Consider the following 25849-nt stretch of genomic DNA (forward strand, 5'->3'; position numbering starts at 1 on the left):
GTTTTCTGGCGCTGGCATGTTTCTATCCCGCTTGTGATCTGGGTTTCCGACTCTTGGATTTCCCATCGTTTTTTCCCTTGATGCACCTGTTGACAAGCTTACCTTTTTCTTAAGTTGTCACCAATAGAGAGAGGACGCAAGCGAATAACATCTTGATTCTCGGCAGGTAATACAACCCACTGCCGATTGCGACAACTAACTATAGAGCCTGGTGTGGGGTTTAACGTTTCCGTCATCGTTTCTCTGTATTTAAAAGTAGGCAGCAAAGGATAGGCAGTAAGGATTAATTTCTTACTACCTGCCCTCTCTAAAGTGCCAATAAATATTATTTGTAATGTTTAATCGGTAACTAAATTACCTCGTAAAATTACGATTAATATATAAAGTTCAGTACATATCTTTAATAATGCAATTTGAGACAAACCACCTCAGCAGCATTACGGTAAAGCAAGAGGTGTCGTATCCAAGGTAATTTTCTAATTGCTGGGTTTCTTGTGAGCAAATTCAATTTACGCTTGTGCTGACACAACACACCGCATTTTAAAAAGCGATCGCTTTAAGAAAAAAAATGCGTAGGCGTAGCCGTCGTAGACATCGCCTGCGCTGTTCAACAATTACAGCCAAGTTCTTAGCTAAAGCTTACACAAGTAAAAGGCGATCGCTTTCCACAATCCTGCTACTTTTCATCAGTAGCGGACTCTTTCTTTTTTAACCAATCTCTAATCGCCTCCTCCAAAGCCGCAGTCTGGGTCAATTCCAGACGCGCACAGGCAATTTCAAAAGCGATTTTTAAGTCTTTAGGGAGTCTACCCCGAACTTCTCTAGTTTCTTCTGCCATCCTAATTTGAAGCCAAAGCTTGCGGCTTTCATTTTTGCACAGCCTCTCAGTAAAAAAAACATTTGCGGAATTGCGCTATTGCGGAATTCCGCTATAATATTAAAAGTAAAAAAACAATTAACAATCCTGTCAGTGTTACCCAATCCACAAAGTTGAGGACACCATGAGCGTTATTACAATTCAATGTCGCTTGGTTGCCAGGTGAAAAAAAAGGTGAAGTCTGGAAAGTAAATCAGCTAAATCTCTACTGCTCTTTAGATACTCGGATGTGGACTACTGAAGGAACTCAACAAGTGGTTGAAGAGAAAGTCACCAGAATTACCAACACTTTAACGAAGGTAAAACAGAAAGCTGACCTCAAAGATAAACAGCAGGCTTTTATCACTCGTCAGCAATCAACGCTAGATCGAATTAATAACCCTTTCCCTCGTCCCAGCAAGCCTAATTATCAAGGTCAACCTTCAATCCTAGTTGGCGTTAGTTTTGGTCTAAAAAAGCCAGTCACAGTAGCGGTGGTAGATGTTGTTAAAAATGAAGTTCTAGCTTATCGCAGCGTCAAACAACTACTTGGTGAAAACTACAATCTTCTCAATCGTCAGCGACAACAACAGCAACGCCTATCTCACGAACGGCACAAAGCTCAGAAACAGAATGCGCCAAACTCCTTTGGTGAATCAGAGTTAGGGCAATATATAGATAGATTATTGACTGATGCAATTATTGCGATCGCCAAAACCTATCAAGCAGACAGCATAGTTATCCCAAAACTCCGCGATATGCGTGAGCAAATCAGTAGCGAAATCCAATCCAGAGCAGAGAAGAAATGTCCTGGTTACAAGGAAGCTCAACAAAAATATGCCAAAGAATATCGTATGAGCATTCATCGCTGGAGTTACGGTCGATTAATTGAAAGTATTAAATCCCAAGCTGCAAAAGTCGGAATTTCTACTGAAATTGGTACACAGCCAATTAAAGGTAGTCCACAAGAAAAGGCGGGAAATTTAGCCGTCTTTGCTTACCAAGAACGTCAAGCCGCTTAAATTTAATTCACTAATCCGAACCTAAAAAATATAATATTTTTATAACAGCGCCGCAGTTCATGCTTTTTTGAGCCAATGTACTGTGAAAAATCTGGGTTAGTTTGGCGGTTGGAAGACCGTCATGCTTTCTGACCCTGGTAGCTGCCCGCTTCTGATGCTGCTGTCGCAAGACAGGATAGGTGCGCTCCCAGCAATAAGGAGTAAGGCTTTTAGCCATAGTCGTTATTCATAATGGTGTGGATTACCACAGTGGTGGCTACTGAATCACCCCCTTCGTCGGGGGAACCCTCCAAATATTTTTTTGGCGTGTCAAAGCGGGGGCAAAATCCCTGGAGTCCCGCCAAAACTTTAAAACCCTTATCCAGTCTTGACTTAACAAACTAGTATGTCAATGCATTTAGTTTTTTAATTTGCAATTCGAGACTTTTTAAGCAGACCTGCCAAATTATGTGTATGGAAAGCTTTTATAGCAAGGGTTCTAGACGGGTAGAGTTTCAACAACCATCCCGGCTAGGGGTGGGTTGAAAGACAGCTAATTTGCGCTTGGTGGTCGCAATCGCTAAGTTTCAACAACCATCCCGGCTAGGGGTGGGTTGAAAGGTTCTATCTCATCAAATGGATTATCTAGAAACTGGTGTTTCAACAACCATCCCGGCTAGGGGTGGGTTGAAAGAATGCATCTTTAGATTTAGGGATTTGACGATAGTAGTTTCAACAACCATCCCGGCTAGGGGTGGGTTGAAAGTTGCCATTGCGCTAGTAAATTGGGCATTATTCAGGAGTTTCAACAACCATCCCGGCTAGGGGTGGGTTGAAAGACGGCTATTCTTGGCTGTATAGTAGTCATTTTAGTTTCAACAACCATCCCGGCTAGGGGTGGGTTGAAAGGCTTAAGTTGAAAAAATAAGCAATAAAAACTATGTACTCGCATTAACCAGATTTTAAAATGGTTAAAGAGTATAACTAAGTTATTAGGAGGGTTGAAAGGAGCGCTGCGATCGTACAACAGTTGAAGCAGTAAGTTAAGCAGCGCAAAATTGTAATGACAAATAATTTGTCGATATAGAAATTTTGACAAATATTGTGTCGCCACGGACAAATAATTTGTCGCTCTACAGGACAAATGGAGAATAACGGATTTGAACCGATGGCCTCTGCGGTGCGATCGCAGCGCTCTACCAACTGAGCTAATTCCCCAAAATCTGTGCTAAGTCAAGAGTAATATCACTCATTAACTTAATACACTATCACCATAGAGTATTCTAACATTCAGTTACCGATGGTTGAGGCTGTTTTTGAGAATAAACCTTCTGAACCCGTTCGAGTTCCAAATCACTCAAATAATCAACAGTCCAGTTACAGCAGCGCTGGAGCATATGGAATGGGTAAGTATTGGCTACACCAACAACTTGCATTTGCGATCGCTTCGCCGCTTCGATACCTGCTGGAGTATCTTCAATTGCCAGACACTCGTGTGGTTGAAGATTCAATTCTGGATATTCTTTATTTAGACGTTTCACTGCCAGTAGATAACCATCGGGTTCTGGTTTACTGGTGGTAATGTCATCACCCGCGACGATAATTTTAAAATGTTCAGCCAGTTTAGATCGATGGAGTACCAATTCTATTTCTTGGCGAATAGCGCCACTGACTAAACCTAGTTTCAGATTACGCGATCGCACCTGATATATTAAGTCTTCTACACCTGGATATAAAGGCAGTTTCTCGATTTTCTCTAGTTCCACCACATAGGCTTGGGCTTTGCGGTATAGCAACTGAGTTAAATAGCTTTCGTTAGCGACTCTACCACGATTAGCGAGTAGTTGCTGAAAACAAGCGCGATCGCTGCGTCCTAGAGAAGCTTGACGCTCATTTACGCGTTGGGGTTGGAGATTTTCTTGAATGAGAATCTCATCTATCAGTTGCAGGTGGATTGGCTCATCGTTAATGATGACACCATTAAAATCAAAGAGAACTGCCTTTAAACTCATGCCATTATGCCAAATGCTGGAGATCCAAGTCCCTCCAAATCATTATTATCTATTGATGTGGCAGTATATTGACGGATATTTTCAGTTGCGCTCGGTTTAACGCCGCTAGTTAACTGATGTATCCACCATACATCCTGCGATCGCACAGCTTCAAATCCGGCTGCACCCATATTCGCGTCTACGCTACCAGCAGCATATTCACGAATATATGGCTCTTCAAAAACATCATTGAGCCATTCTAACTGACGCAGAGTCTTCTGATTCCCATCTAGAATTAATACTTGCCCTCCAGTTACCAGTAACCGGAAGCTTTCCCGCAAAATTGCTAAGGACACCGCATCTGGTGTTTCGTGGAATAGCAAAGAAGCTGTTACTAGGTCAAATGTTGCGTCACTCAAACCAGTTTTTTCAGCATTTCCATGTCGCCAGACTATATCGAAACCAGCATTTATAGCTTTATCTTCTGCCCTTACAAGCATATAGGGTGATAAATCCAAACCAATAACTTCCGCTTGGGGGAAAGCTTGCTTTAACATTAAGGTAGTGGAACCTGTACCACAGCCTAAGTCAAGTATGCGTCGTGGTTTTACCTTGACGGCATCAATTAAAGCCTGACGGATAATAGTTTCATTCGGTGGCAGAACATATTGCGTAATCGGATCGTAACTAACTGCTGCACCGTAATTGAGATATCCGCCTGTAATACCGTGAAAGTTTTGACTGCTGTAGTACGGGGGAATTATCACATCATCTCGTCGATAGCGATCGCACTCTTTCTCCCAGTCAATACTATCAGCGTAACGCTGTAATCCATCTTCATCAATCAAAAGACGCACTACAGGGGATAAAAAACGTTCCCAGATTGTATCTTGACGCACTGCCATATTGTGTCAGAACTCTAAGGGGCTATTTAAACAGGGTAATTTTCTTTACAAATTTTAATACATTTGGAAAATATCTGCTTTCCCTCTGGAGTGAGAGGTTGACGCTTGTAGTTTATTTTGTTACATTTGTAGTATAAAAATATTACTCCTAAAAGTAGTTCTTCAACTTCACGAAAATTGAGGGAGCCAAATGAAAGACAATACAACATTTAAATTGCTACAACTAACTAGGTAATGGGTTATAAAGCAGAGCGATAATTATCAGTGCCCTATACCCAATCCAAAAACTAAAATTTAAAATCTAAAATAGAAGAGATTATGCCCTACGAAAAATTAGAAATTACCACACCAGCACCCGTCTTATCTTGGGCAAATCACTCTTTAGACCCAGAAGAAACTAAGATGGCAAAGAATGTGGCATCATTACCATTTGTGTTTAAACACGTGGCATTAATGCCAGATGTTCACTTAGGAAAAGGTGCCTTAGTGGGTTCTGTAATTGCAACCAAAGAGGCAATTATACCAGCTGCTGTCGGTGTGGATATTGGTTGTGGTATGAGCGCCATTAAAACAGCATTTACCGCCGAACAACTGGAAGGTAAACTGAAGAAAATCCGCCTGGATATTGAAGCTGCAATTCCTACTGGATTCAACGAAAACAAAGACGTTGAAAAATCTGTTATCAACTGGCAACACTGGGATGATTTTAAAGACTTGCATCGCGGCGTGCAAGACCTACAAAGTAAAGCAATGAAACAGATGGGTTCTCTCGGTGGAGGAAACCATTTTATTGAGGTGTGCCTTGATACAGAGAATCAAGTTTGGCTGATGCTGCATTCTGGTTCACGTAACATCGGCAATAAACTGGCCCAGTGTCATATTCACACGGCCAGGGAATTAGCAAAAATGGCAGGTAATAAATTGCCTGACCCTGATTTAGCTCACTTTGTCGCTGGTACACCAGAATTCCAAGCATATTGGCACGATTTGCAATGGTCACAAGACTATGCGCGTGTCAACCGCGATGTGATGATGGCGCGTTTTAAGCACATAGTTGAGAAGCATCTGGCAGGTGGGAAGGCAACTAAACCTTTATTACAGGTTAATTGTCATCACAATTACGCCGAAAAAGAAGTGCATTTTGATGAGGATGTATACGTTACTCGTAAGGGTGCAGTCCGCGCCCAAACTGATGATTATGGGATTATTCCTGGTTCGATGGGGGCAAAATCTTTCATCGTTAAGGGTAAAGGTAATGCCCACAGTTTCTGTTCTTGTTCCCACGGTGCAGGGCGTTTGATGTCTAGAAATAAGGCAAAGAATGTCTACACACTTGATGATTTAATTGAGCAAACAAATGGCGTAGAATGCCGCAAAGATGAGGGTGTGCTAGATGAAATTCCTGGTGCTTATAAACCTATAGAACAAGTGATGGCAAATCAAGCAGATTTGGTTGAAGTTGTAGCCACACTAAAGCAAGTTCTTTGTGTCAAAGGATAAATAAAAAGGTGGGCACTACCCACCTTTTTTATTTTTTAAACATAGAGGTATACTGAGGTAAGTGCAAAGATATTAAAAGCCTAGAGATAATACTTAACACAATTCGCTACCGCGAGCGAAAATGTTTATTACTTCACTTCTGGTTACTTGATTTTTCTCGGCTATTTTTCATAGTTTCTCTAATGCTTCATCGGTTGGGTGAATCTCCATAATCAGCTTCAAATTTACTATGTGTACGTAGTCGTATTTAAGACTTTTGTCTAGTGCCTGAATATTAATCCATTGCCCTAAGTTACACGTGATGATCTTAACTCATCATGTATATAGAAATCATATTTGATTTCTGAAAAAATCTAAGTAAGCCGTAACGCACCAAAGCCTTAAGAATGGTGCGTTAGCGACAGCGTAACGCACCCTACGTATCTTTTCAAAAATCAAATACTAGTCCTATATAAGTCTTGAGTTTTTAAGAAGGCAATCATTTGGGTAGAAGGAAGTAAAGTTTAGTGTCAAAGAAAATACTATCTGCTGACAGAGTGATAACTTATTAATTGAAGTCTTATAACTTCACTGGCAGATTTAACAGCCATTAATTGTTTGACATATTTGGCGAAATTACTATTGGCTCTAAAGATCGTTAATAAAAGCCGGAGATGATTTATTGCTCTAACGTATCCGTTGTTAGCGTGCAGTTCCCAAGGCTAGAGATATTTCTGAAAAACGTTAGACAACTATTAAAGTATTACCAGCAAATCCATTAGCATGGTCAAAGTTTATACAGAATTTGTGTCTCTATAAGGCGACACGAATTCTGCTAATGGTGCAAATTTTCGGTCAATCATTAGTGTATTACAACAGCGCTAAATATCAATTCAAAACTGTATAAAACTTTGATTTAAAGGGAGCCAAAATTATGGCAATTATCAATGGTAAAGATGACAAAAATTACCTTGATTTTCTCTATGGTGGTAATGAAAATGATATTATCATGGGGCTTGCCGGAGACGATAACCTCTATGGGGGGTTAGGTGATGACTATCTTTATGGTGGTAATGATAATGACAAACTTTATGGAGGCTTAGGTAATGATTACCTCTATGGTGGTGAAGGGAATGACTATTTAAACGGAGAAGAGGGTAATAATAGTCTATACGGTGAAGCAGGTAATGATTCCTTCTATGCCGCCAACTCTTCTGGGAACAACCTTTTAGATGGTGGGATGGGAAATGATGAACTTTACGCTTATAGCTCAACTGGAAGCAACACTCTCAAAGGTGGAATTGGAAACGATACCTTAGATGTTTCCTTCTCTTATGGAAAAAATATCTTAGATGGTGGTTCTGGGGATGATAGTCTTTCTGCCCGCTACGCCATAGGAAACAATACCCTCCAGGGTGGAACCGGAAATGATTATATTGGAGCTAATTTGTCTGCTGGTAATAATGTTCTCGACGGAGGTGATGGAAATGACACCCTTGACATTAATTATCAATGGAAAGGCAAGAATACAGTTTCAGGTGGAAACGGAGCAGATACTTTTTATGCCTATGAAGTTCAAGGTTCTAACACTTTGAATGGTGGTAGTGGTGATGACTATTTCTATATTAGTAGTCCAGAGAATATTGTCTATTCTTTGGTAACTCAAACAGTTGATGGAGGCACAGATAACGATTACTTGTACATTGACTATAGTAATGCGATCGCAGGCATCACCTCAACATACGACCCTAGTACTAACCAAGGTTCGATCACTGCCGACACAAATCAAGTCTGCTACAAGAATATCGAACGGTTAGAAATCAAAGGTACAGCATATAACGACAAAATTGTAGGTAGCAACGGCGACGATACACTCAACGGCGGTAGTGGTGGCGATGACACCCTCAATGGCGGTGCAGGTAACGATCTCTTACGTGTTAACGACAATTCACGTAATAAGAATACCATCTATGGTGGTACAGGTAACGACTTTTTATATGCAGAAGCTACAGGTGGAGCGAGCCGACTAGATGGTGGCGATGGCAATGATTATTTATCTATTGCTAATAGCTACTCCGGCTTCTTTGGCAGCAGTAATACCCTGAATGGTGGTGCAGGTAATGATACCTTAAATGCTTATGCTACCTATGGCGGTAACTTCCTGAATGGTGGCACAGGTAACGATTTCATTTACGCAGACTCTACATCTGGTACGAATATATTAGATGGTGGCGATGGAGATGATTATCTATCTGCTACTGGCGCTGTCTTTCACTTCGATAACACGTTTTTTACTTTGAAGGGCGGTATAGGTAATGACACCTTAAATGCTAACGGTTCATTTAGTACTAATATACTAGATGGTGGTACAGGTAGCGATCGCTTGACTGTTGAGTATTCATATAAGAATAGCTTGCTAAATGGTGGCGATGGTAATGATTATCTATCAGCCTTTGGTGCTGGCGGTAGTAGTACTTTCAACGGTGGCAACGATAATGATACTCTAATTGGCGGTGATGGGAGTGATGTATTGACTGGTGGTGGTGGTAATGATTTCCTGACTGGTGGTGCAAATCAAGATACCTTTGTTTTCAATAGTTATAATGAAGGGCTTGATATTATCTACGACTTCACTAGCATTGACCACATTCAAGTATCTGCTGCGGGTTTCGGTGGGGGTTTATCACCAAGTTCAATCCTTCCTAGTCAATTTACCCTCGGCACAACTGCAACAACAAAAGATCAGCGATTGATTTTCGACAGTAGCTCAGGGGCGCTTTACTTCGACCAAGATGGCAGCAATAGTGGATTTGCTCAGAAAAAATTCGCACAATTTGATGGTGTATCTTCACTAAGCGTCAGCAACTTTGTAGTTGTTTAATCAATCTTGGTTTTCCTGACATCAACGCAACTGTACTGGATCTAATTTTGTCATGTATTAGCTTACCATCTTTCTTGTAGTAGCAAATCTCCTATTTTATCCAGCACTAATCACTGGAACGGGATTGTGCTTGAACAGCATCATTTACCCGCTTTTGAATGTCCAGAGCTTTGCTTACAGCAGCACAGCATTAATATTTGGCTTGGTAATTCTTGTCAAATAGACTGGCGACTAGCAGGTGGAAAGTTACACAGTACGCAGATGAGGAGAGGTTTGATTAATGCCACTCCAAAGGGGATTCCGACTCAAGCGCGTTGGAATCAGGAAATCAAATTTCTCCTAGTCTGTTTTGATTCCAGTTTATTTAAGAGAGTAGCAGATGATGCGATCGTTGGAAGCTATCGTAATATTGAAATTATCCCACAGCGCGGAGTCTGCGATCGCCAAATTCTTCATCTGGGAATGGCACTCAAAACAGAGCTTCAAGCCGGATGTCCATCTGGTAAATTATATGGTGAATCAGTTGCGATCGCTCTAGCAGCCCATCTCCTCAAAACTTATTCTGGAACACGGCAACTAAATTCAGAGTTTGAGGTTAATCTTTCTGAGCGCCAATTACGGCAGATAATTGATTATATTTATGACAATTTAGCACTAGAATTAACGTTGGTAGAACTGGCTAGCTTAGTAAATATGAGTTTCTATTCATTCTGTCGTTGGTTTAAACGTTTAATGGGTATTTCTCCACATCAATACGTCATTAAATGTCGAGTTGAACGAGCTAAATTTTTACTTACTTATAGCCAGTTACCTATTATTGAAATTGCACTTCAAGTTGGCTGTTCTAGCCAAAGCAACTTTACTAATATTTTTCGCAAGTATGTAGGAATTACACCCAAAGCATATAGAGAAATGATATAAATTTTGTGAGTTTGCAAGATTTTAACATTTTTAAAGCAAGTTTTCACAAGACAGAAGTTTTACTCACAACTTATTCTTATAATTGACCAGTCAAAAAAAAATATTATGGAAAATAGCCAATATGAACAAGAGTATAAGAAAAAAGTAATTGATTTCTTCGATAGCAGAACTAGCTACGATAACAATTATACAATTGAGCGCGCTCTCCCTCTCCTAGATTTAGTTCAACTGCAAAAGGGGCAAAAAGTATTGGATATGGCAACAGGCACAGGTATCATTGCTATTGCTGTTGCACAAATTGTCGGCTCTGAGGGAAAAGTAACTGGAGTAGATTTTTCTTCAGGGATGCTAACCCAAGCACAACATAAAATTGAAGAATTAGACTTGCAAAATATCGAACTTATTGAAGCCGATGCTGAGTATATTGATTTCAATGATGAGAGTTTCGACGTAATTCTTTGCTCTACAGCAATAGTCTATTTTAAAGATATTCCTGCTGCTCTACGTAAATGGTATCGTTTCTTAAAACCAGGAGGAATTCTCGGTTTTTCTTGTTGCTCAAAGGAATCTTGTGGAGCGCCACTTACCATCGAAATCTGTGAGAAACATGGCATTTCGCTGACAAGTATAAATGAGCCAACAGGCTCTCCCGAAAAATGCCATCATCTGCTCACAGAAGCTGGTTTTAAAAATATTGAGGTGAAGACCCAACAACTCGGTTTCTACCACAATCTAGAGCAAGCTAAAGAATGGGATGGAGGATGGTTTCATCCTAGAGAAAACCCCTTGTTACAAGTTTCATTAGAGCAAATGGCAGAATTAAAAGCAGAGTACCGTCAAAAAATTGAAGCAGAAGCAACAGAGGAAGGTGCTTGGTATGAAAATCTTACTTTTTTTGTAACTGGTCAGAAAGTTTAAAGCAAACTCTAACTTTCTATTGTATTTAACCAATTCATCAAATCAGCCTCACTGGCGAAATCTAGTAAGACTTCGCCCAAGTTTTCTAACTGAACTAGGGACAACTCTTGCAACCGAGATTGTAACTGAGAATTAATTGAACCGAGCCTCCGAGTTAATAGACGCATCACTAGCCGCAGTTCTGATTGCCTTCCTTGTTCAATACCTTGTTCAATACCTTGTTCAATACCTTGTTCAATACCTCGTTGTCTCCCTTCTTGAAGTCCTTCTTGGAGAATTTCTTGATAAATAGCAGACTCTCTCATATCTTCTCTCCTTAAAAACTGACGAATTAGTTCTGGCTCAAATACCAACCCAGCAAGAAGTTGGGTACATACCGAGATACTCTGCTTGGTAGCTGCTTCTTCAATCATACTCACCTGAACTGCTACCTGTTGAAGTAACCTTTGAGGAGAATCTGTTCGCGCCAAAGTTGCTAGAGGTAATAAACCAGGAGATAACAGTAATGGTTCTGGATCTTGTTCCCAAATTCGGATGATGCGGTAACGGTGGGTAGTATTGCGGGCAGTAAATTGATCTACAAAGACAGCTTGTGAAGTTGTGGGTTTAAGAAAAATCACTATCTGCTCGATATCGCAATTGTATTGTCGATATAGCCGCACCCAATAATCCAACATCCGTAATGGCAAAGGTGGAGTCGATGCTGGTAAGGTTTGAAACTCTAAATGCAGTATTTGATTGGCAGTTTGCAAAAAGGTTACAGAATCGGCACGGATTGGTTCTTGATTTAATTCTGTTTTCAGAATCTGGATATCCGTTGCCTCAGATGCAAGTAAGTAACGGATAAAATCTTCTGGATACTGCTCAACCAGATATTTTAAGGTGTTGTCGTATGTCACTTTGATATCAGTTTGGACAAAAACCCATGTAGATATCTGATATCGCTACATAGTTTGTCCATCAAAAATTTAAGTTTAAGTATTATTTATTGTTAGCGCTACTCTACGACAAACTACTGCTCGCTCATAGCGCTAACATTTAAATTTGGTGTCTTTTCAAAATTACATTGTCAAAGATTGAGGATTTGTCTCAATCAATTTTGCTAAATCTTGCAAGAACGCCGCAGCATGGGCACCGTAAATAATGCGATGGTCAGAAGTAATATTGACTTGCATTTGTTGCCGCACACCAAATAAACCGTCGGGTGTTGCTACCACTTGCGGACGGGATGCCCCGATCGCTAAAATTGAACCTTGTCCAGGTGGCAAAATCGCATCAAATTTATCTACGCCAAACATCCCCAAATTCGACAGGGTAAAAGTACCACTGTTATATTCTTGGGGCTGTAGTTGTTTTGCCCTGGCACGTTCTACCAAAGACTTCCAAGTCCGCGATAGAGAATAAATATCTACTGCGTCTGCATTTTGCAGTACAGGTGTAATCAATCCGCCATCATCCATCGCTACCGCTACAGAAATGTTGATATCAGAATGATAAACAATACCCTGGTCTGAGTAGCTGGCATTTAAAAGTGGGTGTTTTTGTAAAGTCACCGCTACAGCTTTCGCCAGTAGCGCTGTCATTGTCACGCCTTTGGATTTAATTTGTTTATAAAGTTTGTCTAATCCATCAGTGGTAATTGTATAACCGACACGGAAGACGGGCACGGATATGGTAGCCACCATGTTCCGCACTACGGCATTTTGGAAGGTAGTTAGAGGCACGATTTGACCGGGAACAGCCGCAACCACTGGTGCAGGTGCTGGTGTCCGAGGTGCTGGGGGTGCAACTGGGGCGCTGGTTGGTACAGGTGCTGGCGGGGCAACTGGGGAAGTAGCGGGTTGTTTGCCCTTATTGGACAATGCTTCTACATCTTCGGCGACAATGCGACCGTGGGGGCCGCTGCCTTGGAGTGTAGTCAAATCAACTTTGAGTTCTTTGGCTAACTTGCGGGCACGGGGTGAAGCTACAAGCCTCCCTTCTTTGTGGTTAGACCCGTTTTGAGACGCTAAGGCAGGAGTTGCCGCTGAGGCTGTGGCAGGGATTGGTTCAGGGGATGAGGTAGCACTAGCAGCTACGCCGCCGGAATTGGCAAGAGATTTGGCCTGTTCAATTTCAGCTTCCGTTTCGGCTATGAAGGCGATCGCAGATCCTACCGGGGCAGTTTCACCAGCTTCAACTATGATATGGGCAAGAAATCCCTCATAAAAGGTTTCTACATCCATATCTGCCTTATCTGACTCTACAACCACCACTGTTTCGCCTTTTTCCACTTTGTCCCCTGGCGATTTCACCCAGGAGACGATTTTGCCTTCGGTCATGGTAGAACTCAGAGCCGGCATAAATACTTCGTGAATGCTCATAGGGTGGTTTGGGAATCAATGGTTTATGGACTTTAACAGCTTTTATCAGATCGAATTGTATCTTGGCGGGAGAGTTTTGGACTGGAGATTTTATATTTTAGGTTGAGTATTGGGGACTGGGCATGGAGCATTAGCTTTTGATTAATGACTAATGACCAATCGATTGACTCTAGGAACCTAAATATGAATTGGAGGTCTATAATACAGAGCTATCCTCAATGGTTAGCCAATATCGCCATCTCGTTTTAGTCGTTGACTTGCAAAAACCACCACGAGTTTCTCACAGATTAAATGGGATTGCTATTCATATACCTCATAACCACTGCTTAAGATACAGGAGCTTCTCACAGGTAGAGGATATCGGATGCAGTTCAATCTAGAATTCAAAATTGGTAATAAACCTATTTGAAATTCCTGTTTATTTTTATGTCGGCAAAGCTAAAATTCTTTTTGATTGTGATGCTCGGTATCTTTGCCACTGCTGGCGCTGGAGTATATATTACCCAGCGCCAGACATCCGCACCGATTTTTGAGACTAGTAACGGACAAACCCAGCAGGTGGGAGCAATACATCAGTCTCAAGAAGTTGTGGCATACTCAGAACGTTTCGATTATGAAACAATACCTCTAGAAAGGATAAACTCATCTCTCCAAGGTAGTGATCCTGCTACCCTCGCCCTGAATGCCTTTGACGGCATAGCATCGATGGGAGGAACGCGAAAGGTAGAGGTAGCTTATCCGCAACGGAATCAAGCCTTTGTGACGATTACGCAAACCAAACGGGGTGATGATTCAGTTGGTATTAAATATCGAGTTGAGATGACAACCTTTGGGCGATCGCTTTTTACTAGCTCACCTCCAGTGTGGCAAATTGTTTGGGCTGGAGTGAGCAGTCAGGAGTGAGGAGTTAAGAGTGAGGAGTTAGGAATTTAAACTCATAACTCATAACTCATAACTCATAACTTTTTAAATGTCGCCGCGAATTTCTTCTACAACACCATCGCGCAGAACGATTTCGACCTGCATTTTGCTAATCAGGTTATCACCCGTCTCTACCCGGAAAAAGCCTTCCATTTGGAATTGGTTAACTTCCTGATCTTGCTGAAGAAATTGCACTTGCTGGAGGTTTTGCAGCAATTGATTTTTCTGCTCTAAAAATTCACTTTTCTTTTGATTGACTTGGAGTTGGATATTGTCAATTTGTTGGAGGGTCTGGGGGCCAGGCGGTTGCAGACTCTGCTTTTGAATTGCAGCGATCGCTCTTTGTCCTTCAACGTCTAGCTGTTGCAGTTGCTGGTCGAGTTGATTGATCTGCGTTTGCAGCTGCTGTTGTACTTCCTCTTTCCAGAGGGGAGTCACAATGACTTTGACGTTAACAACACGTTTCAGGAGCAAGTTAGATTTGGAGACATCCATAAATATTTCACGTTCACTCTTACTAGTTGGGAGGTGGAATCATCAGGCAAACATGCCGTCAATAATATCGCGATAGCGTTCCGTGACGACGTGTCGTCGAACTTTCAGTGTTTGTGTCATCAAGCCATTTTCGATGGAAAACGGTTCCAGAATGAGCTTGAACGTCCCGATGCGGTCATCCGGTCGATAGCCTGGACGATTTTGCACTTCCCGATTCAATTCTTGGCGAAATAAATCCTGGATCATTCTACTCTCGAAGTCAATTTTTTGACTATCTGAGGAAGTTACCTGATCATTCTGCGTATCCAGTATCAAATTCTGACTTGCTGCCCATTTTTCTAAAGCTTCGACATTGGGGACAATTAAAGCTCCCAAGCTGCGCTGATCTTGGCCGACAAGCATGATTTGATCGATGTATGGCGATCGCAGACACGCATCTTCGATCGGCTGCGGCTCGATGTTTTCGCCGTTAGTCAATACAATCGTATCCTTTGCTCTGCCAGTTAGCACCAAGTCGTCTTGTGGTGTCAGCCAACCCAAATCGCCGCTATCAAACCAACCTTCAGCGTCAATTGCTTTCGCTGTCGCTTGCGGATTTTGGTAATAGCCTTGCATAATTTGCGGCCCCCTCAACAATACCAAGCCCCGCTTTTCTACTGGTAGGGGCGCTTTTGTCTCAGGATCGACGATTTTAGCTTCTGTAGCCGGAAGTGGTTGTCCTGATGCACCAATCAAATTTCGCCAAGGACGACGTACATGGGTAACAGGAGAAGTTTCTGTCAAGCCATAGCCTTGCAAAATCTGCACACCAATAATTTCAAAGAAGTTATCTATGTGTCTGGGAAGCGCACCGCCGCCGCTAATCATCTGCTTGACTTGTCCTCCTGTGGCTTCTCGCACTTTGGCATAAACCAGTCGTTCTCCCAAGGCATGGAGGGGTAATAAAGCAGCTGCTTGTATCTTAGCTGCGAATCGTTCGATGGCTGAAGCATGAAGATTATTTAGACTCAATCCTTGAGCAACTCGCCGGGCTTTGATATATTTTTCGCTAATGCCCATTAAAAAGTTAATTAGGCGTTGCTTTTTGGCTGGTTGCTCACGGAACTGCTTTTGCACTCCTTCATAAATCGATTCCCACAGGCGGGGTACACCCACCATATAGTTGGGTTTAAATTGTCTCAAATCTGCTTTCACAGAGCGTAAGTTAGTATAAACTTGCGTGCAACCTTGAGATAGTAAGTAATATTCAACAGTCCGCTCATAACTGTGCCACGAAGGCAGGATACTGAGAACAATATCGCCCGCATTTGGTTGCAATACTGTGCCAAAGGTTGTCACTTGGTGCATCAAATTGCTATAAGACAGCATCACACCCTTGGGTTTACCTGTGGTGCCAGAGGTGTAAATTAAGGTTGCCAGAGCGTCACGATTTTGCTTGACTGGCACAAAATTATGATTTTTCCCAATTTCGAGCAACTGGGCAAAATTCAGCACCTTTAGGGTTTCGTCTGTCGGTGGTGCTTCATCCGAAAGTAAGATTACCGCCTGAATTGGTAAATCTTGAAGGCGGTCTTGCAGTTTTTTAAGTGTCTTTAAATCTTCAACTACTATTGCCGTACTGCCACTATTAGCAATGATAAACAGCAGTTCTTCTTTTTCCGCTTGGGAGCTACGCACTGCATCAACCCCTCCAGCAGTCATTATGCCTTGATCGGCAATAAACCAGCGAGGACTGTTGTCAGAAATTAAAGAAATGCGATCGCCTACTTTTATTCCCAAAGCCTGTAACCCAGCAGCAAATAGTTGCATTTGCTCTGCCAACTGGGTATAAGTAATCGCTACTTCTGGTTTAGCGTGAGGGTTGCAGAGGGCAACAATATTACCAAATTTTTGAGCTGCCAAAGGCCAAATTTCTGGCAGCGATTCCACATTTGTGTAATCTACCAACCGCTTTAGGGCTTGGCGTTCTCGCTCACTAATGTTAGATAAAAAAGAAGACGCGGTTTGGGTTGTTGACATAACACCTTACCTAAATATCGTAAACTGATCGTTTTCCAGCTTATTTTGTTATTACGCTACAATACCAATCCTTATTATCCACATACCCCTCTGTGTATGATAATTCCAGGAATTTCACGTTTATATTTACAAAAATTTATGTTAAAGTTAATTTACATAGACTGCAAGCAATAGATTGACTGAACATCAATGCTATATATACATTATGCTTGTAGATAAAAACAGCGATGTCTACGACGGGCTACGCCTACGCCTACGTTTCACAGGGGATGATTACCTATGAATTTGATAGACACTATACTACTAACGCTGCTCAATATTGCTGCTTGCATGGCGTTACCTAAGCTTTTAGCTATCCTTCTGGCCGATAAAACCAAAGTTACTGAAACGTTGGCGAATGATTCCAAATTACAAGCAGCCAAAATTGAACTTACCAGTTTTCCTTATTGTACAGCTTACCCAGTAACAGGTAGCCAATTTTGTAAATTCAGTCCTGATTTCTGTGCTAAGTGTTCTCCGAATTGATGGACTATTACTATATGCCAATAAAAATTCCTCTGTGCTTCCGACGACCAGCTATTAAATTAACTCTTTCTAATTTCGTCAAATTTATTATATTGTTCTATTGTTTGTAGTTTGTGCTTTCGAGGATGTTTGAAAAGTATTTTTGGTAACATCTAAATCTCGGAAACCTAACCCCCCTTACCTACAAAGGAATGGGGGTTTCAAAGAATCTCGACCTTTTGGGGAGAGGAATGGAAGCGGTATTCATAGTATACTTTGCGACTTTTCAAACATCCGCTTAGAGGGCTGACGCTTTAAATTATCAGAATATATATATTTAGTTAGCTTATAACTTATAAAAGAAATTAAAATACTGCTTTGAAGCAATTGTACTAATTTTGCTTCAAACTAAAAATATAGTAAACACCAATTTTGAAATAAAGACGATCGCACATGAGTTTAATCGATGGTATATTACTGACGCTGCTAAATACTGTTGCTTGCCTTGCACTGCCTAAATTGCTAGTAATTCTGTCTGCAAAAAGCCAAAGCAATGCAACATCAAAAGATTCTAACCCTGAAATCCTCAATTTTTCGTAATATTAAGCTGATTTTCTCTAGATATCGCTTTGATGACGAGAAAATTTAGTTATTGGTGCAAAGCGATATCTTAAGGGAAATTATTCACATTTTGTTTTCGGAAAATAATGAGTGTGTATATTTCCACAAAATAAAATTTTATAGATAAAAAATCTGGACTAAAGTACAGCGAAAAGCAGGCAATAGAGAAGAATTATAGTATTGCTACTAAATTAAGGTTATTAGGAGCTTAATTTGACTTTTTTACCGCGATTTTTTATTATTATTTAATTTTTTATTGCTGTAGTTATTTTAGGTATGACGATAATAAAAAATGCGAGCAAAGTAAAAAATAACATTTGCCAAGTTACTAAATTTTAGCCACCAAGATACCAGCAGAATAGGCCAATGCTAGTACTTACGGAACCGCCGATAAAATAGATAGTTATGTAAACTGTGTTGATGCGACTATTTGATTGAGGATCAAGAGTGTATATCGTTGCAACATTGGTGACTTGGACTGCCTGTACACCTATATCTACTAACAATACAGCAACAGCGATCGCCAGTGCAGAATTAGAAGCAATTTTGGCAATCACTAAACTTGCAATCACCATCGATACAGCAATAGTCAAAGAAGGTTACGAGTTACCTTGATCAGCTATCTTACCAAAAACTGGTGCCATCAATGCACCTGCGATCGCCATAATCAGTACTTGGACTTTAGTTAATCCGCTACTTGAGATTTGTTTTTCCATTCAACCTAAAATTTATACAGGAAAAAACTGGTCTAAAGTACAGCTAAAACCAGGCAATAGCGGAGAAATTAGATTATCACTACTAAATAAGGTTGCTACCAAGTTAAGTTGACTTTGTTCGCGCCGATAGACCTCTAGTTTACGCGATCGCCAATCAGCAATCCAGTATTCTTTTACTCCTCTGGAAGAATAAAGTTTAAGTTTAGCTTCCTTATCTCGTCTTTGGTCTTCGTTGCTAGCAGACAAAACTTCGACTACTAAATCTGGTGCGCCAGTTAAATGTCCCGCTTCATCCAATGTTAGCGCCAAGGTTTCTTTAGTAGCCCAAACTACATCAGGAATCACATTATCTGATTCTGAAAACAAAACGCCGGGGTTGATTACAGCTTCTCCTAAACCAGTAGACTCTGACCAAATGTTAAGCTGTTGGAAAATTTTGCCACAAGTTTGCTGATGTTTAAAGTGAGGTGCCCTGGTCATAAATAATTCTCCATCAACTATCTCATAGCGTGTCCCTTCATTTTCTGCTAACAGTTCCACATCGTGAATTGTCCAGCGTACTCCTGTATTAAGCATCTGACTCATTGGCTAACTCCTAATTCCTTTAATCTTGCTTTTGTATTTTAATAAAATAGAATTTATGAATCAGAGTAATTGATTCTGAATTCTGTATTCTTCTTCAATCATCACTTACGATTTTCGCGCCGCCACTTACTCCGTACTAAGCGAATTTCATCAAAAGTGTAGCTTTCACCTAGTTGTTCTTTGATGGGAGTCAGGGAAATGTCACCGAGTACTTCTAAAACTTGCCAAATTTTTTGTTGATGTTCTAAAGGTACTAATTGATTTAAATCAACTGGCTGATTTTTCTCAATTAGTTTTTCTAGATGAGTGCTAACTGTTGCCGGACTAAGGTTGCGCTTTTGGGCAATTTGAGCAATATTTAAACCTTGTTGATGTAATTGTAATGTCTGTAATTCGGTGTAAGAAGAAGATGAGTTGGCAGAAGATACGGAAGTAACAGATTTATTTTGCAAACCTTTTTCTTGGCGATAGGCGCGAATTTCTGTAATAAACTTTTCGCCATATTGAGCGAGTTTATGACTACCTACACCAGAAAGTTTGGCAAATTCAGTTAAGTTTTGGGGTTGCACCTGTACCATCAATTTTAAAGTGGAATCGTGAAAGATGACGTAAGGTGGTACAGATTGCTCATCAGCTAATTGTTTACGTAGCGATCGCAACTTCTGTAATAATATTTCTGCTTCTTCTGCTTTTTCACTCCCCTGTTCCCAGGTAATCTTTTGGACTGTGGTTATAGCTAACGAAACTGTGCGTTGTTTTCGCATTACTTGCCAACTTAAGGCATTTAGTTTTAAAACTGAGTAACCATCGCTAGTTTGTTCTATTAACCCTTGATGTAGTAGCGATCGCCCCAACATTCGCCATTCATCTAAAGTTCTATCTTTACCAATACCGTAGGTAGAAAGTTTATCGTGTTCGTATTGGAGAATTTTGTCTTTTTTTGCCCCCCGCAACACATCAATTATGTGTAGCATCCCAAATCTTTCTTTGCAACGGGCCACACAAGATAAAAACTTCATGGCTTCAATTGTCCAATCTTGCATGGGTTTGGGATGACGACAATTGTCACAGTTACCGCAATTCCCAGGAAACCTTTCTCCAAAATAACCCAGTTGAATCGTTCGCCGACAATCGGTGCCTTCAGCGTAATCGATCATCTGCCGCAATTGTTGCTTGGCAATCAACTGTTCTTGAGGATCAGTTTTTTGATCGATACTCCATTCAATTGTTTTAACATCACCAAAGCTGAAAAATATTGTACACCGAGATGGTTCTCCGTCTCTACCTGCTCTACCCGATTCTTGATAATAACTTTCTATATTTCTGGGCAGATCAAAATGAACTACCAACCGCACATCGGGTTTATTAATTCCCATCCCAAAGGCGATTGTTGCCACCATAACCCGGACATCATCGCGAATAAATCGCGTTTGATTACTACTACGTTCCTCATCAGTTAATCCGGCGTGATAAGGCAGAACAACAACTTTATCATTTTGTAGTTTGAAAGTTAGTTCATCAACTTTTTTACGAGTTAAGCAATAAATAATTGTCGAACCTTCACTTTCTCGAATTAGTTCTAACAATTCAGCGTAAGCATACTTAGTTTTAGGACGAACTTCGTAATAAAGATTTTGACGGTTAAAACTGGCAAGATGGATGCTAGGTTGCTTCAGCCCTAGTTGTTGAATGATATCACTACGGACGCGATCGGTTGCTGTGGCGGTGAGGGCGACGGTAGGAACATCAGGATAGCGTTTTCGCAGAGATTTCAACTGGCGATATTCTGGACGAAAGTCGTGTCCCCATTCAGAAACGCAGTGCGCTTCATCAATAGCAAAGCTAGAAATACCGATTTTTTCTTTAACTAAATCGAGAAATGGTAGAAACCTTTCACTCAAGAGGCGTTCAGGGGCGACGTATAGTAATTTTACTTTACCGCTAAGGATGGCTTCTTCCCGCGATCGCACCTTGTAAGCATTCAAACTACTATTGAGAAATGTCGCGTTAATATTATTATTTCGCAGTGCTTCTACTTGGTCTTGCATCAAAGCAATTAACGGCGACACTACCACCGTTAGTCCATTTTTTAACAATGCTGGTAGCTGAAAACACAGTGATTTTCCCCCACCAGTCGGCATTACAACCATTAAATCTCGATTTTGCAGCGCATCTTCGATAATTTGCCGTTGTCCGGGGCGGAATTGGTCGTAACCGAAGTGATATTTTAGCGCTTGTTCGAGATGAGGATACTGAAGCATAGCGATCGCTTTTTCGGAGGCGTTCTGCGTGGGTAGTTATGAAGATATCAGGATTTTAACTCACATCTTTGGCAGCTTTGGGAAGACTTGCCTTTCTCTACTATGCTTTTTAATAGCAAGCAGACTTTTAATCTAAAACCAAAATCTAAAATCTAAAATTCGCCTCAGCATCTACCTAACCGAGAATTTGCTGTTATTACTTTGCCTTGATGCCCTATCTGATTACATTTTAACTGTGATTCTAAAGCATCAATCTTTCGTAAAAGCGACACTCCCCACACTATAGAAATCACCAGCTTGATTGTCATACCCACGAGCAAAAGTGTCACTATTGTGGCAGCTTTCTTTTGTTGAGTCAGCCTTTTTTGTTGTTCTGCAAGGCGTGCTTCAACTTCTTTGGCACGTTCAGCCTCTAATGCTTGCTGCATTTCTCGCCGATCTAATTCTTCACTAGCAGCTAAAAATCGATAATCTGAATTAGTCAAGCTTTTGCCATTTGCCCAAGTTTGAGCATCAATCAACGCTTGTCCGCGCAATAGGCGAGATTCATCTTTTTCCTTTGAGGCTATCCATGCATTGAAGGTTTCGTAGTAGGGGCGCAAGTAAGCTAATTTTTTTCCAACCCATTCTAAATTGAAAACTTCTTGATAAATTCGGTTTTTGATTTGGAGAAAACCTTGCTTTTTGATTACCAAACCAGACAGCAACAGTTCTACCTGTTCTCGACTATCGTCGGCTGGTACTTCCACTCCTTGGAGAATTTGCTGATAAATTCCTAGCAATCTGGCGGCAGATTGTTCGTTTCCAAGGATGCGATCGCGAATTGTCCGCAAATGCTCCGGTTCATCTTGTGACTCCCATTTTTCAATTATGTGCGATCGCACTACATTTTCTATCCAAAATTCTTCTGCGCCAGGGGGAATTTTTAGCATTCTACCCACATCATCTTGAGATAAACTAACAAGTAGCCTACATAGCTTTTGAGTCAGAAATGGTTGCCCTTCTGTCCAAGTTAATACTTCTTTTAAAAGTTTCTGGGGATTATTGCCTTTAATATCCAATCCCAAAGATAGCGGTTGAGATTCTTCAAATGTAAAACCATTTACTTGTATGGTTTTACCAAGATTAAAAGGGGTGGTATGATTCCGATATAAAATCAAATCTGAAGGTGTTGCAACCCCAAAAATTGCAAATGTAATCCGATGATACTCTGGATCAATTGCTCGTTGGTTATAACAGAAGCGAATCAAGTTGAAAAAGTCATCAACAGAGAAATCGAGGCTGAGAATACTATCAATTTCATCAATAAAAATAAATAGTCTTTCGTTAGGAAACTGAACTAACAGGATTTCTGAAATAAACCGACTGAGTTTCTGAACTAAAGAAATATCATTTTGTTCTTGCCACCAAGTTTTTAAATTGACTTTTCCTAACAGTTTAAAACTTAACCATAAGTCGCCTACAACTCCTTTATACCACTGCTCTGGAGTTATATTTTTACAACCAATATTAGTCATATCAACGGTTGCACATCTAAAGCCTTCTCGTTGAAAGCGATGCTTTGTTTTTACCATAAGTGAGGATTTGCCCATTTGCCTACTGCTCAGGATGTAGCAAAATTCACCCTCCTTCAATGCTTCATAAAGTTCCACATCCGCTCTGCGCTCAACATAGCTAGGAGCATCACTCGTGAGCGTACCTCCAACTTGGTATCGATAATTATTCATTTGATTGAAAATTTTAAATTAGTCCTCGTTTTTAATAAATAAATTTGGATCGGGACAATTGATAAAATTCAGATTAAGAACGAGAGCAAGTATTTTGATTATTTATCTTTCAACAGTTTACCAGAACCATTATTAGTATTTTGCTTTCCAAGCTGTTGGCTAAAATAAAGACGATATAACTCACACATTGTGTGAGCTTGATTGCCATTTAATTGAACCAAACCCATGCTTTCTAGCTTGTAAGCAGCGATCGCATCTAACTCCACTTGTTCATCTGTTAAAATTACCTTTTGCATCGCGGACATTAATTCTGGTTCTTTTTGGAGCAAGCTCAACAGTTCTCGTAAATGCTGACTGTAAATACCCACTGGTGTAGATGCTGTTTCTAGTAACACCTCTAATGTCATTTCTTCCTGATATAGATGATAAAGTGCAAGACTCACCAAATAGGGATGTCCTCCTACCATTGCTTGTAGGGGTACAAGGCGTTTTGCCCCTTCGGAGTCTGCTGCCCAATGCAGCCTGTAAGATAATGCTAAATTCTGTACCTGATTAAGAGTAAACGGTGGCAGCGTAATTGTTATCCCTACATTGAAAGGTGATTGGTTTAGCTTGAGTGGAATATAAATTTCTGTAGTATGAACTACTACCATCCGCAGTTTTTGCCAGATTTGATCCTGCTTTGCTTGTTCATGCCAAAATCGCAGCATTGGCAAAAAGTCTTGGGCAATATTGGGATGTTCAAAAACTCGATGGACTTCATTTAAAGCCAAAACTAAAGGACTATGATCAATGTATTGCAGCACATATGCTTCAAAATATATTTTGCAGCTTACCTTGCTGCCCATTTCCGTATCCCAAAAATCATCGAGACAAGGAAGGAGATTTAATTGCCTGCTGACATTGATACAAAACCAACGTAAAAATTTATCAAGAGAAGCAAAAACATCTTGGTCAGCTTCTTGAAAATCCAAATAGACAATTTGATAACCTTGCTCTCTAGCATAAGCAATCATCCGGTTGAGCAGTGAACTTTTTCCTGTCTTTCTAGGTGCTTTGATCCGGATTAAGCAACCAGGGTGTAAAATCTCGTTACAAACAAGTTCTTCCAGAGGAGGGCGATTGATGTAAAGAGGAGAACCCAGTGGTACAGGGCCGCTAGGAAATTCAATCTTGCTTGCTGAAAACAAGTCTGAAGAAACCATTTCTAAGCTAGATTGTTCACCCAACTTTTGATGGCTGTGATTTTCCTGATCGCTCATCTTGTCTTGCAGGTATTTATTCAAGGCTAAATGCAGATTTTTTTTCGTTATTTTTTTTCCAAGTGCAACGGAGAGGTCTTGCCACAACTCAGAGCCAACTTCCTTGATGTAATTGTTGCGATAGCCTGATACCTCTGCCATTTCATCGTAAGTTTTGCCCAACCACGATTGAGAGAGCACAAACCACTGAATGGAAGCAAGAGGCTTATCTTGCAGAATTCTTTCTACTGCTTGCAAAATATCGTCCACGGATATTAAAAGTTAAACAGTTACTAGATGTATTTATTTACTTTGGTATAGTAATAATATACAACTGAATAAATATTTAAAAAAAGAAAATTAAATACCTACGGATACACTGTTTGACATCCAATTAATCTTTGAACAAAAAAAAATTATTAGTGTGGCGCAGTTTACTTCTCCTTCTTGGGTGCTAACACCCTCAAAGCAAATCAGATTCGCCTGTTAGGCAATAACGCTTTTGGCTTTGAGGATTTAGCAAATGGCGGTGATAAAGATTACAACGATTTGATTGATCGAGTTAATTTGAGTATCGCCTAGTCTGAAGTTCCCACGGATAGATTTAGTAATAGAGCCTGTAAACTTTACTGAGCATTTTAGAAAGTCAAAGCCATAAGAATCTATTCTCAATCTGGGAATAATAGCTTTGTAGATTACCGCTATTTCAAAAAAATTAACCCTCAGCTTACCACTGGGGGCTTTTTTTGTTTGGCAAAATGGCATATCTCTAAATTAGACGGTTGCTATGGTATTTGAGTAGGATACATTCCATGCGAAAAAGTACTGACTTGGATTACCCTTGGCTAACTACCAAGGGTTTTTATTGGAACTTCTACTGTGATTTTGCACCATTCTTAATAACCGTAATGTTGGCAGCTTTGTATGAGTAATGATTTTAGAATTCCCTGCTTAATAAGGGATAGCGATTTTTATTCAACTACGGAAGTGTCAATATAGGCTTATATCGGAGTGAAAAAATCAAGTGCAAGAAATTAACGATGACAGAAGCTAAAAACGTAATTGGTGGAAACCTAGAGGTCTGCTGCACTTCTCCCATGACTGGATTTTACCGCGACGGTTTTTGTCGCACAGGTGGTCAGGATTTCGGGTCGCATGTCGTATGTGCCGAAGTGACATTAGAATTCCTGGAGTTCACCAAATCGCGGGGGAACGACCTGAGCAGACCTGTTCCTGATTTTAATTTTCCTGGACTGAAGCCTGGCGATCGCTGGTGTTTGTGTGCTTCTCGCTGGCAAGAAGCTCTCGATGCTGGTGTTGCTCCACCGGTTATTCTCTCTGCAACCCATGCTAGAGCTTTGGAAGTGGTTTCGCTAGACGATCTGAAAAAACATGCCCTAACTTGTTCTTGATTGGGCATTGGGCATGGAGCATTGGTTTTTTC

At 40.6% G+C, this 25849-nt stretch carries 20 protein-coding genes, 1 tRNA gene, 2 pseudogenes and 1 CRISPR repeat array; of the genes and pseudogenes, 9 read left to right on the plus strand and 14 right to left on the minus strand.

Translation table 11 applies throughout. The features are described 5' to 3' along the window. Nucleotides 1-98: 98 nt before the first annotated feature. The gene (locus tag H6G92_RS16280) at nucleotides 99-236 is read right to left on the minus strand and encodes a hypothetical protein (RefSeq protein WP_190894695.1); all 138 of its coding nucleotides are present in this window, start codon (nucleotides 234-236) and stop codon (nucleotides 99-101) included. A gap of 440 nt (nucleotides 237-676) precedes the next feature. After that, nucleotides 677-838, minus strand: coding sequence for a hypothetical protein (locus tag H6G92_RS16285; RefSeq protein ID WP_190894696.1), 162 nt, complete (start codon nucleotides 836-838; stop codon nucleotides 677-679). A 185-nt stretch (nucleotides 839-1023) separates the two neighbouring features. Between H6G92_RS16285 and cas12k the strand changes: the two are divergent. After that, nucleotides 1024-1878: pseudogene (gene cas12k, locus H6G92_RS16290) on the plus strand (type V CRISPR-associated protein Cas12k); the annotation flags it as partial. A 490-nt stretch (nucleotides 1879-2368) separates the two neighbouring features. Further along, nucleotides 2369-2766: a CRISPR direct-repeat array (repeat unit 38 nt; unit sequence AGTTTCAACAACCATCCCGGCTAGGGGTGGGTTGAAAG). A gap of 236 nt (nucleotides 2767-3002) precedes the next feature. On the opposite strand, the gene H6G92_RS16295 reads toward cas12k, so the two are convergent. The 3 genes from H6G92_RS16295 to H6G92_RS16305 all read right to left on the minus strand — a co-directional run bounded on the left by H6G92_RS16295 (nucleotide 3003) and on the right by H6G92_RS16305 (nucleotide 4753). Further along, nucleotides 3003-3075: transfer RNA gene (locus H6G92_RS16295), tRNA-Ala, on the minus strand. A 65-nt stretch (nucleotides 3076-3140) separates the two neighbouring features. Next, nucleotides 3141-3869: an HAD family hydrolase gene (locus H6G92_RS16300; RefSeq protein WP_190894697.1), complete on the minus strand. Its 729-nt coding sequence runs from the start codon at nucleotides 3867-3869 to the stop codon at nucleotides 3141-3143. Next, nucleotides 3866-4753, minus strand: coding sequence for a class I SAM-dependent methyltransferase (locus H6G92_RS16305; protein ID WP_190894698.1), 888 nt, complete (start codon nucleotides 4751-4753; stop codon nucleotides 3866-3868). The genes H6G92_RS16300 and H6G92_RS16305 overlap by 4 nt, the downstream gene beginning before the upstream one ends. 318 nt (nucleotides 4754-5071) lie before the next feature. Between H6G92_RS16305 and H6G92_RS16310 the strand changes: the two genes are divergently transcribed. From H6G92_RS16310 to H6G92_RS16325, 4 genes are all read left to right on the plus strand, one after another. Beyond that, nucleotides 5072-6253, plus strand: coding sequence for an RtcB family protein (locus H6G92_RS16310; RefSeq protein WP_190894699.1), 1182 nt, complete (start codon nucleotides 5072-5074; stop codon nucleotides 6251-6253). A gap of 913 nt (nucleotides 6254-7166) precedes the next feature. Next, the gene (locus H6G92_RS16315) at nucleotides 7167-9113 is read left to right on the plus strand and encodes a calcium-binding protein (RefSeq protein ID WP_190894700.1); all 1947 of its coding nucleotides are present in this window, start codon (nucleotides 7167-7169) and stop codon (nucleotides 9111-9113) included. A 126-nt stretch (nucleotides 9114-9239) separates the two neighbouring features. Beyond that, the gene (locus H6G92_RS40865; RefSeq protein WP_190894701.1) at nucleotides 9240-10034 is read left to right on the plus strand and encodes an AraC family transcriptional regulator; all 795 of its coding nucleotides are present in this window, start codon (nucleotides 9240-9242) and stop codon (nucleotides 10032-10034) included. A gap of 105 nt (nucleotides 10035-10139) precedes the next feature. Further along, the gene (locus H6G92_RS16325) at nucleotides 10140-10952 is read left to right on the plus strand and encodes a class I SAM-dependent methyltransferase (RefSeq protein WP_190894702.1); all 813 of its coding nucleotides are present in this window, start codon (nucleotides 10140-10142) and stop codon (nucleotides 10950-10952) included. An 8-nt stretch (nucleotides 10953-10960) separates the two neighbouring features. On the opposite strand, the gene H6G92_RS16330 is transcribed toward H6G92_RS16325, so the two are convergent. After that, nucleotides 10961-11851: an Rpn family recombination-promoting nuclease/putative transposase gene (locus H6G92_RS16330; protein ID WP_190894703.1), complete on the minus strand. Its 891-nt coding sequence runs from the start codon at nucleotides 11849-11851 to the stop codon at nucleotides 10961-10963. A 162-nt stretch (nucleotides 11852-12013) separates the two neighbouring features. Further along, nucleotides 12014-13315 (minus strand): dihydrolipoamide acetyltransferase family protein, encoded by a 1302-nt coding sequence (locus tag H6G92_RS16335; protein ID WP_190894704.1) that lies wholly within the window; start codon nucleotides 13313-13315, stop codon nucleotides 12014-12016. Nucleotides 13316-13741: 426 nt separating this feature from the next. Here H6G92_RS16335 and H6G92_RS16340 point away from each other — a divergent pair, with 426 nt between their 5' ends. Continuing rightward, the gene (locus H6G92_RS16340; RefSeq protein ID WP_190894705.1) at nucleotides 13742-14218 is read left to right on the plus strand and encodes a hypothetical protein; all 477 of its coding nucleotides are present in this window, start codon (nucleotides 13742-13744) and stop codon (nucleotides 14216-14218) included. Nucleotides 14219-14281: 63 nt separating this feature from the next. Here H6G92_RS16340 and H6G92_RS16345 read toward each other — a convergent pair whose 3' ends face one another. Beyond that, nucleotides 14282-14731: a YlqD family protein gene (locus tag H6G92_RS16345; RefSeq protein WP_069072569.1), complete on the minus strand. Its 450-nt coding sequence runs from the start codon at nucleotides 14729-14731 to the stop codon at nucleotides 14282-14284. Nucleotides 14732-14773: 42 nt separating this feature from the next. After that, nucleotides 14774-16750, minus strand: a complete 1977-nt coding sequence (locus H6G92_RS16350; protein WP_190894706.1) for an AMP-dependent synthetase/ligase — start codon at nucleotides 16748-16750, stop codon at nucleotides 14774-14776. A gap of 279 nt (nucleotides 16751-17029) precedes the next feature. Here H6G92_RS16350 and H6G92_RS16355 point away from each other — a divergent pair, with 279 nt between their 5' ends. Beyond that, a complete protein-coding gene (locus H6G92_RS16355; protein WP_190894707.1) occupies nucleotides 17030-17275 on the plus strand; it encodes a hypothetical protein in 246 nt (81 codons plus the stop codon). 935 nt (nucleotides 17276-18210) lie between these two features. Here H6G92_RS16355 and H6G92_RS16360 read toward each other — a convergent pair. The 5 genes from H6G92_RS16360 to H6G92_RS16380 form a co-directional block, all read right to left on the minus strand. Continuing rightward, nucleotides 18211-18468, minus strand: coding sequence for a hypothetical protein (locus tag H6G92_RS16360; protein WP_190894708.1), 258 nt, complete (start codon nucleotides 18466-18468; stop codon nucleotides 18211-18213). Nucleotides 18469-18603: 135 nt separating this feature from the next. Continuing rightward, on the minus strand, nucleotides 18604-19176 hold the full coding sequence (locus tag H6G92_RS16365; protein ID WP_190894709.1) for a Uma2 family endonuclease: 573 nt from the start codon (nucleotides 19174-19176) through the stop codon (nucleotides 18604-18606). Nucleotides 19177-19277: 101 nt separating this feature from the next. Continuing rightward, nucleotides 19278-21437, minus strand: a complete 2160-nt coding sequence (gene recQ, locus H6G92_RS16370; protein ID WP_190894710.1) for a DNA helicase RecQ — start codon at nucleotides 21435-21437, stop codon at nucleotides 19278-19280. Nucleotides 21438-21601: 164 nt separating this feature from the next. Continuing rightward, on the minus strand, nucleotides 21602-23164 hold the full coding sequence (locus H6G92_RS16375; RefSeq protein WP_190894711.1) for an AAA-like domain-containing protein: 1563 nt from the start codon (nucleotides 23162-23164) through the stop codon (nucleotides 21602-21604). Between the two features lie 98 nt (nucleotides 23165-23262). Beyond that, entirely contained in the window at nucleotides 23263-24675 is a 1413-nt protein-coding gene (locus H6G92_RS16380) for an AAA-like domain-containing protein (RefSeq protein WP_313889973.1), read from the minus strand. Between the two features lie 159 nt (nucleotides 24676-24834). On the opposite strand from H6G92_RS16380, the pseudogene H6G92_RS16385 reads away from it, so the two are divergent. Next, nucleotides 24835-24987: pseudogene (locus H6G92_RS16385) on the plus strand (DUF4114 domain-containing protein); the annotation flags it as partial. Between the two features lie 458 nt (nucleotides 24988-25445). Beyond that, nucleotides 25446-25817 (plus strand): DUF2237 family protein, encoded by a 372-nt coding sequence (locus tag H6G92_RS16390; protein ID WP_190894713.1) that lies wholly within the window; start codon nucleotides 25446-25448, stop codon nucleotides 25815-25817. Nucleotides 25818-25849: the final 32 nt, after the last annotated feature.

The organism is Nostoc foliaceum FACHB-393, assembly GCF_014698505.1.
In the GTDB taxonomy this organism is placed as follows: Bacteria; Cyanobacteriota; Cyanobacteriia; order Cyanobacteriales; family Nostocaceae; genus Nostoc; species Nostoc foliaceum_A.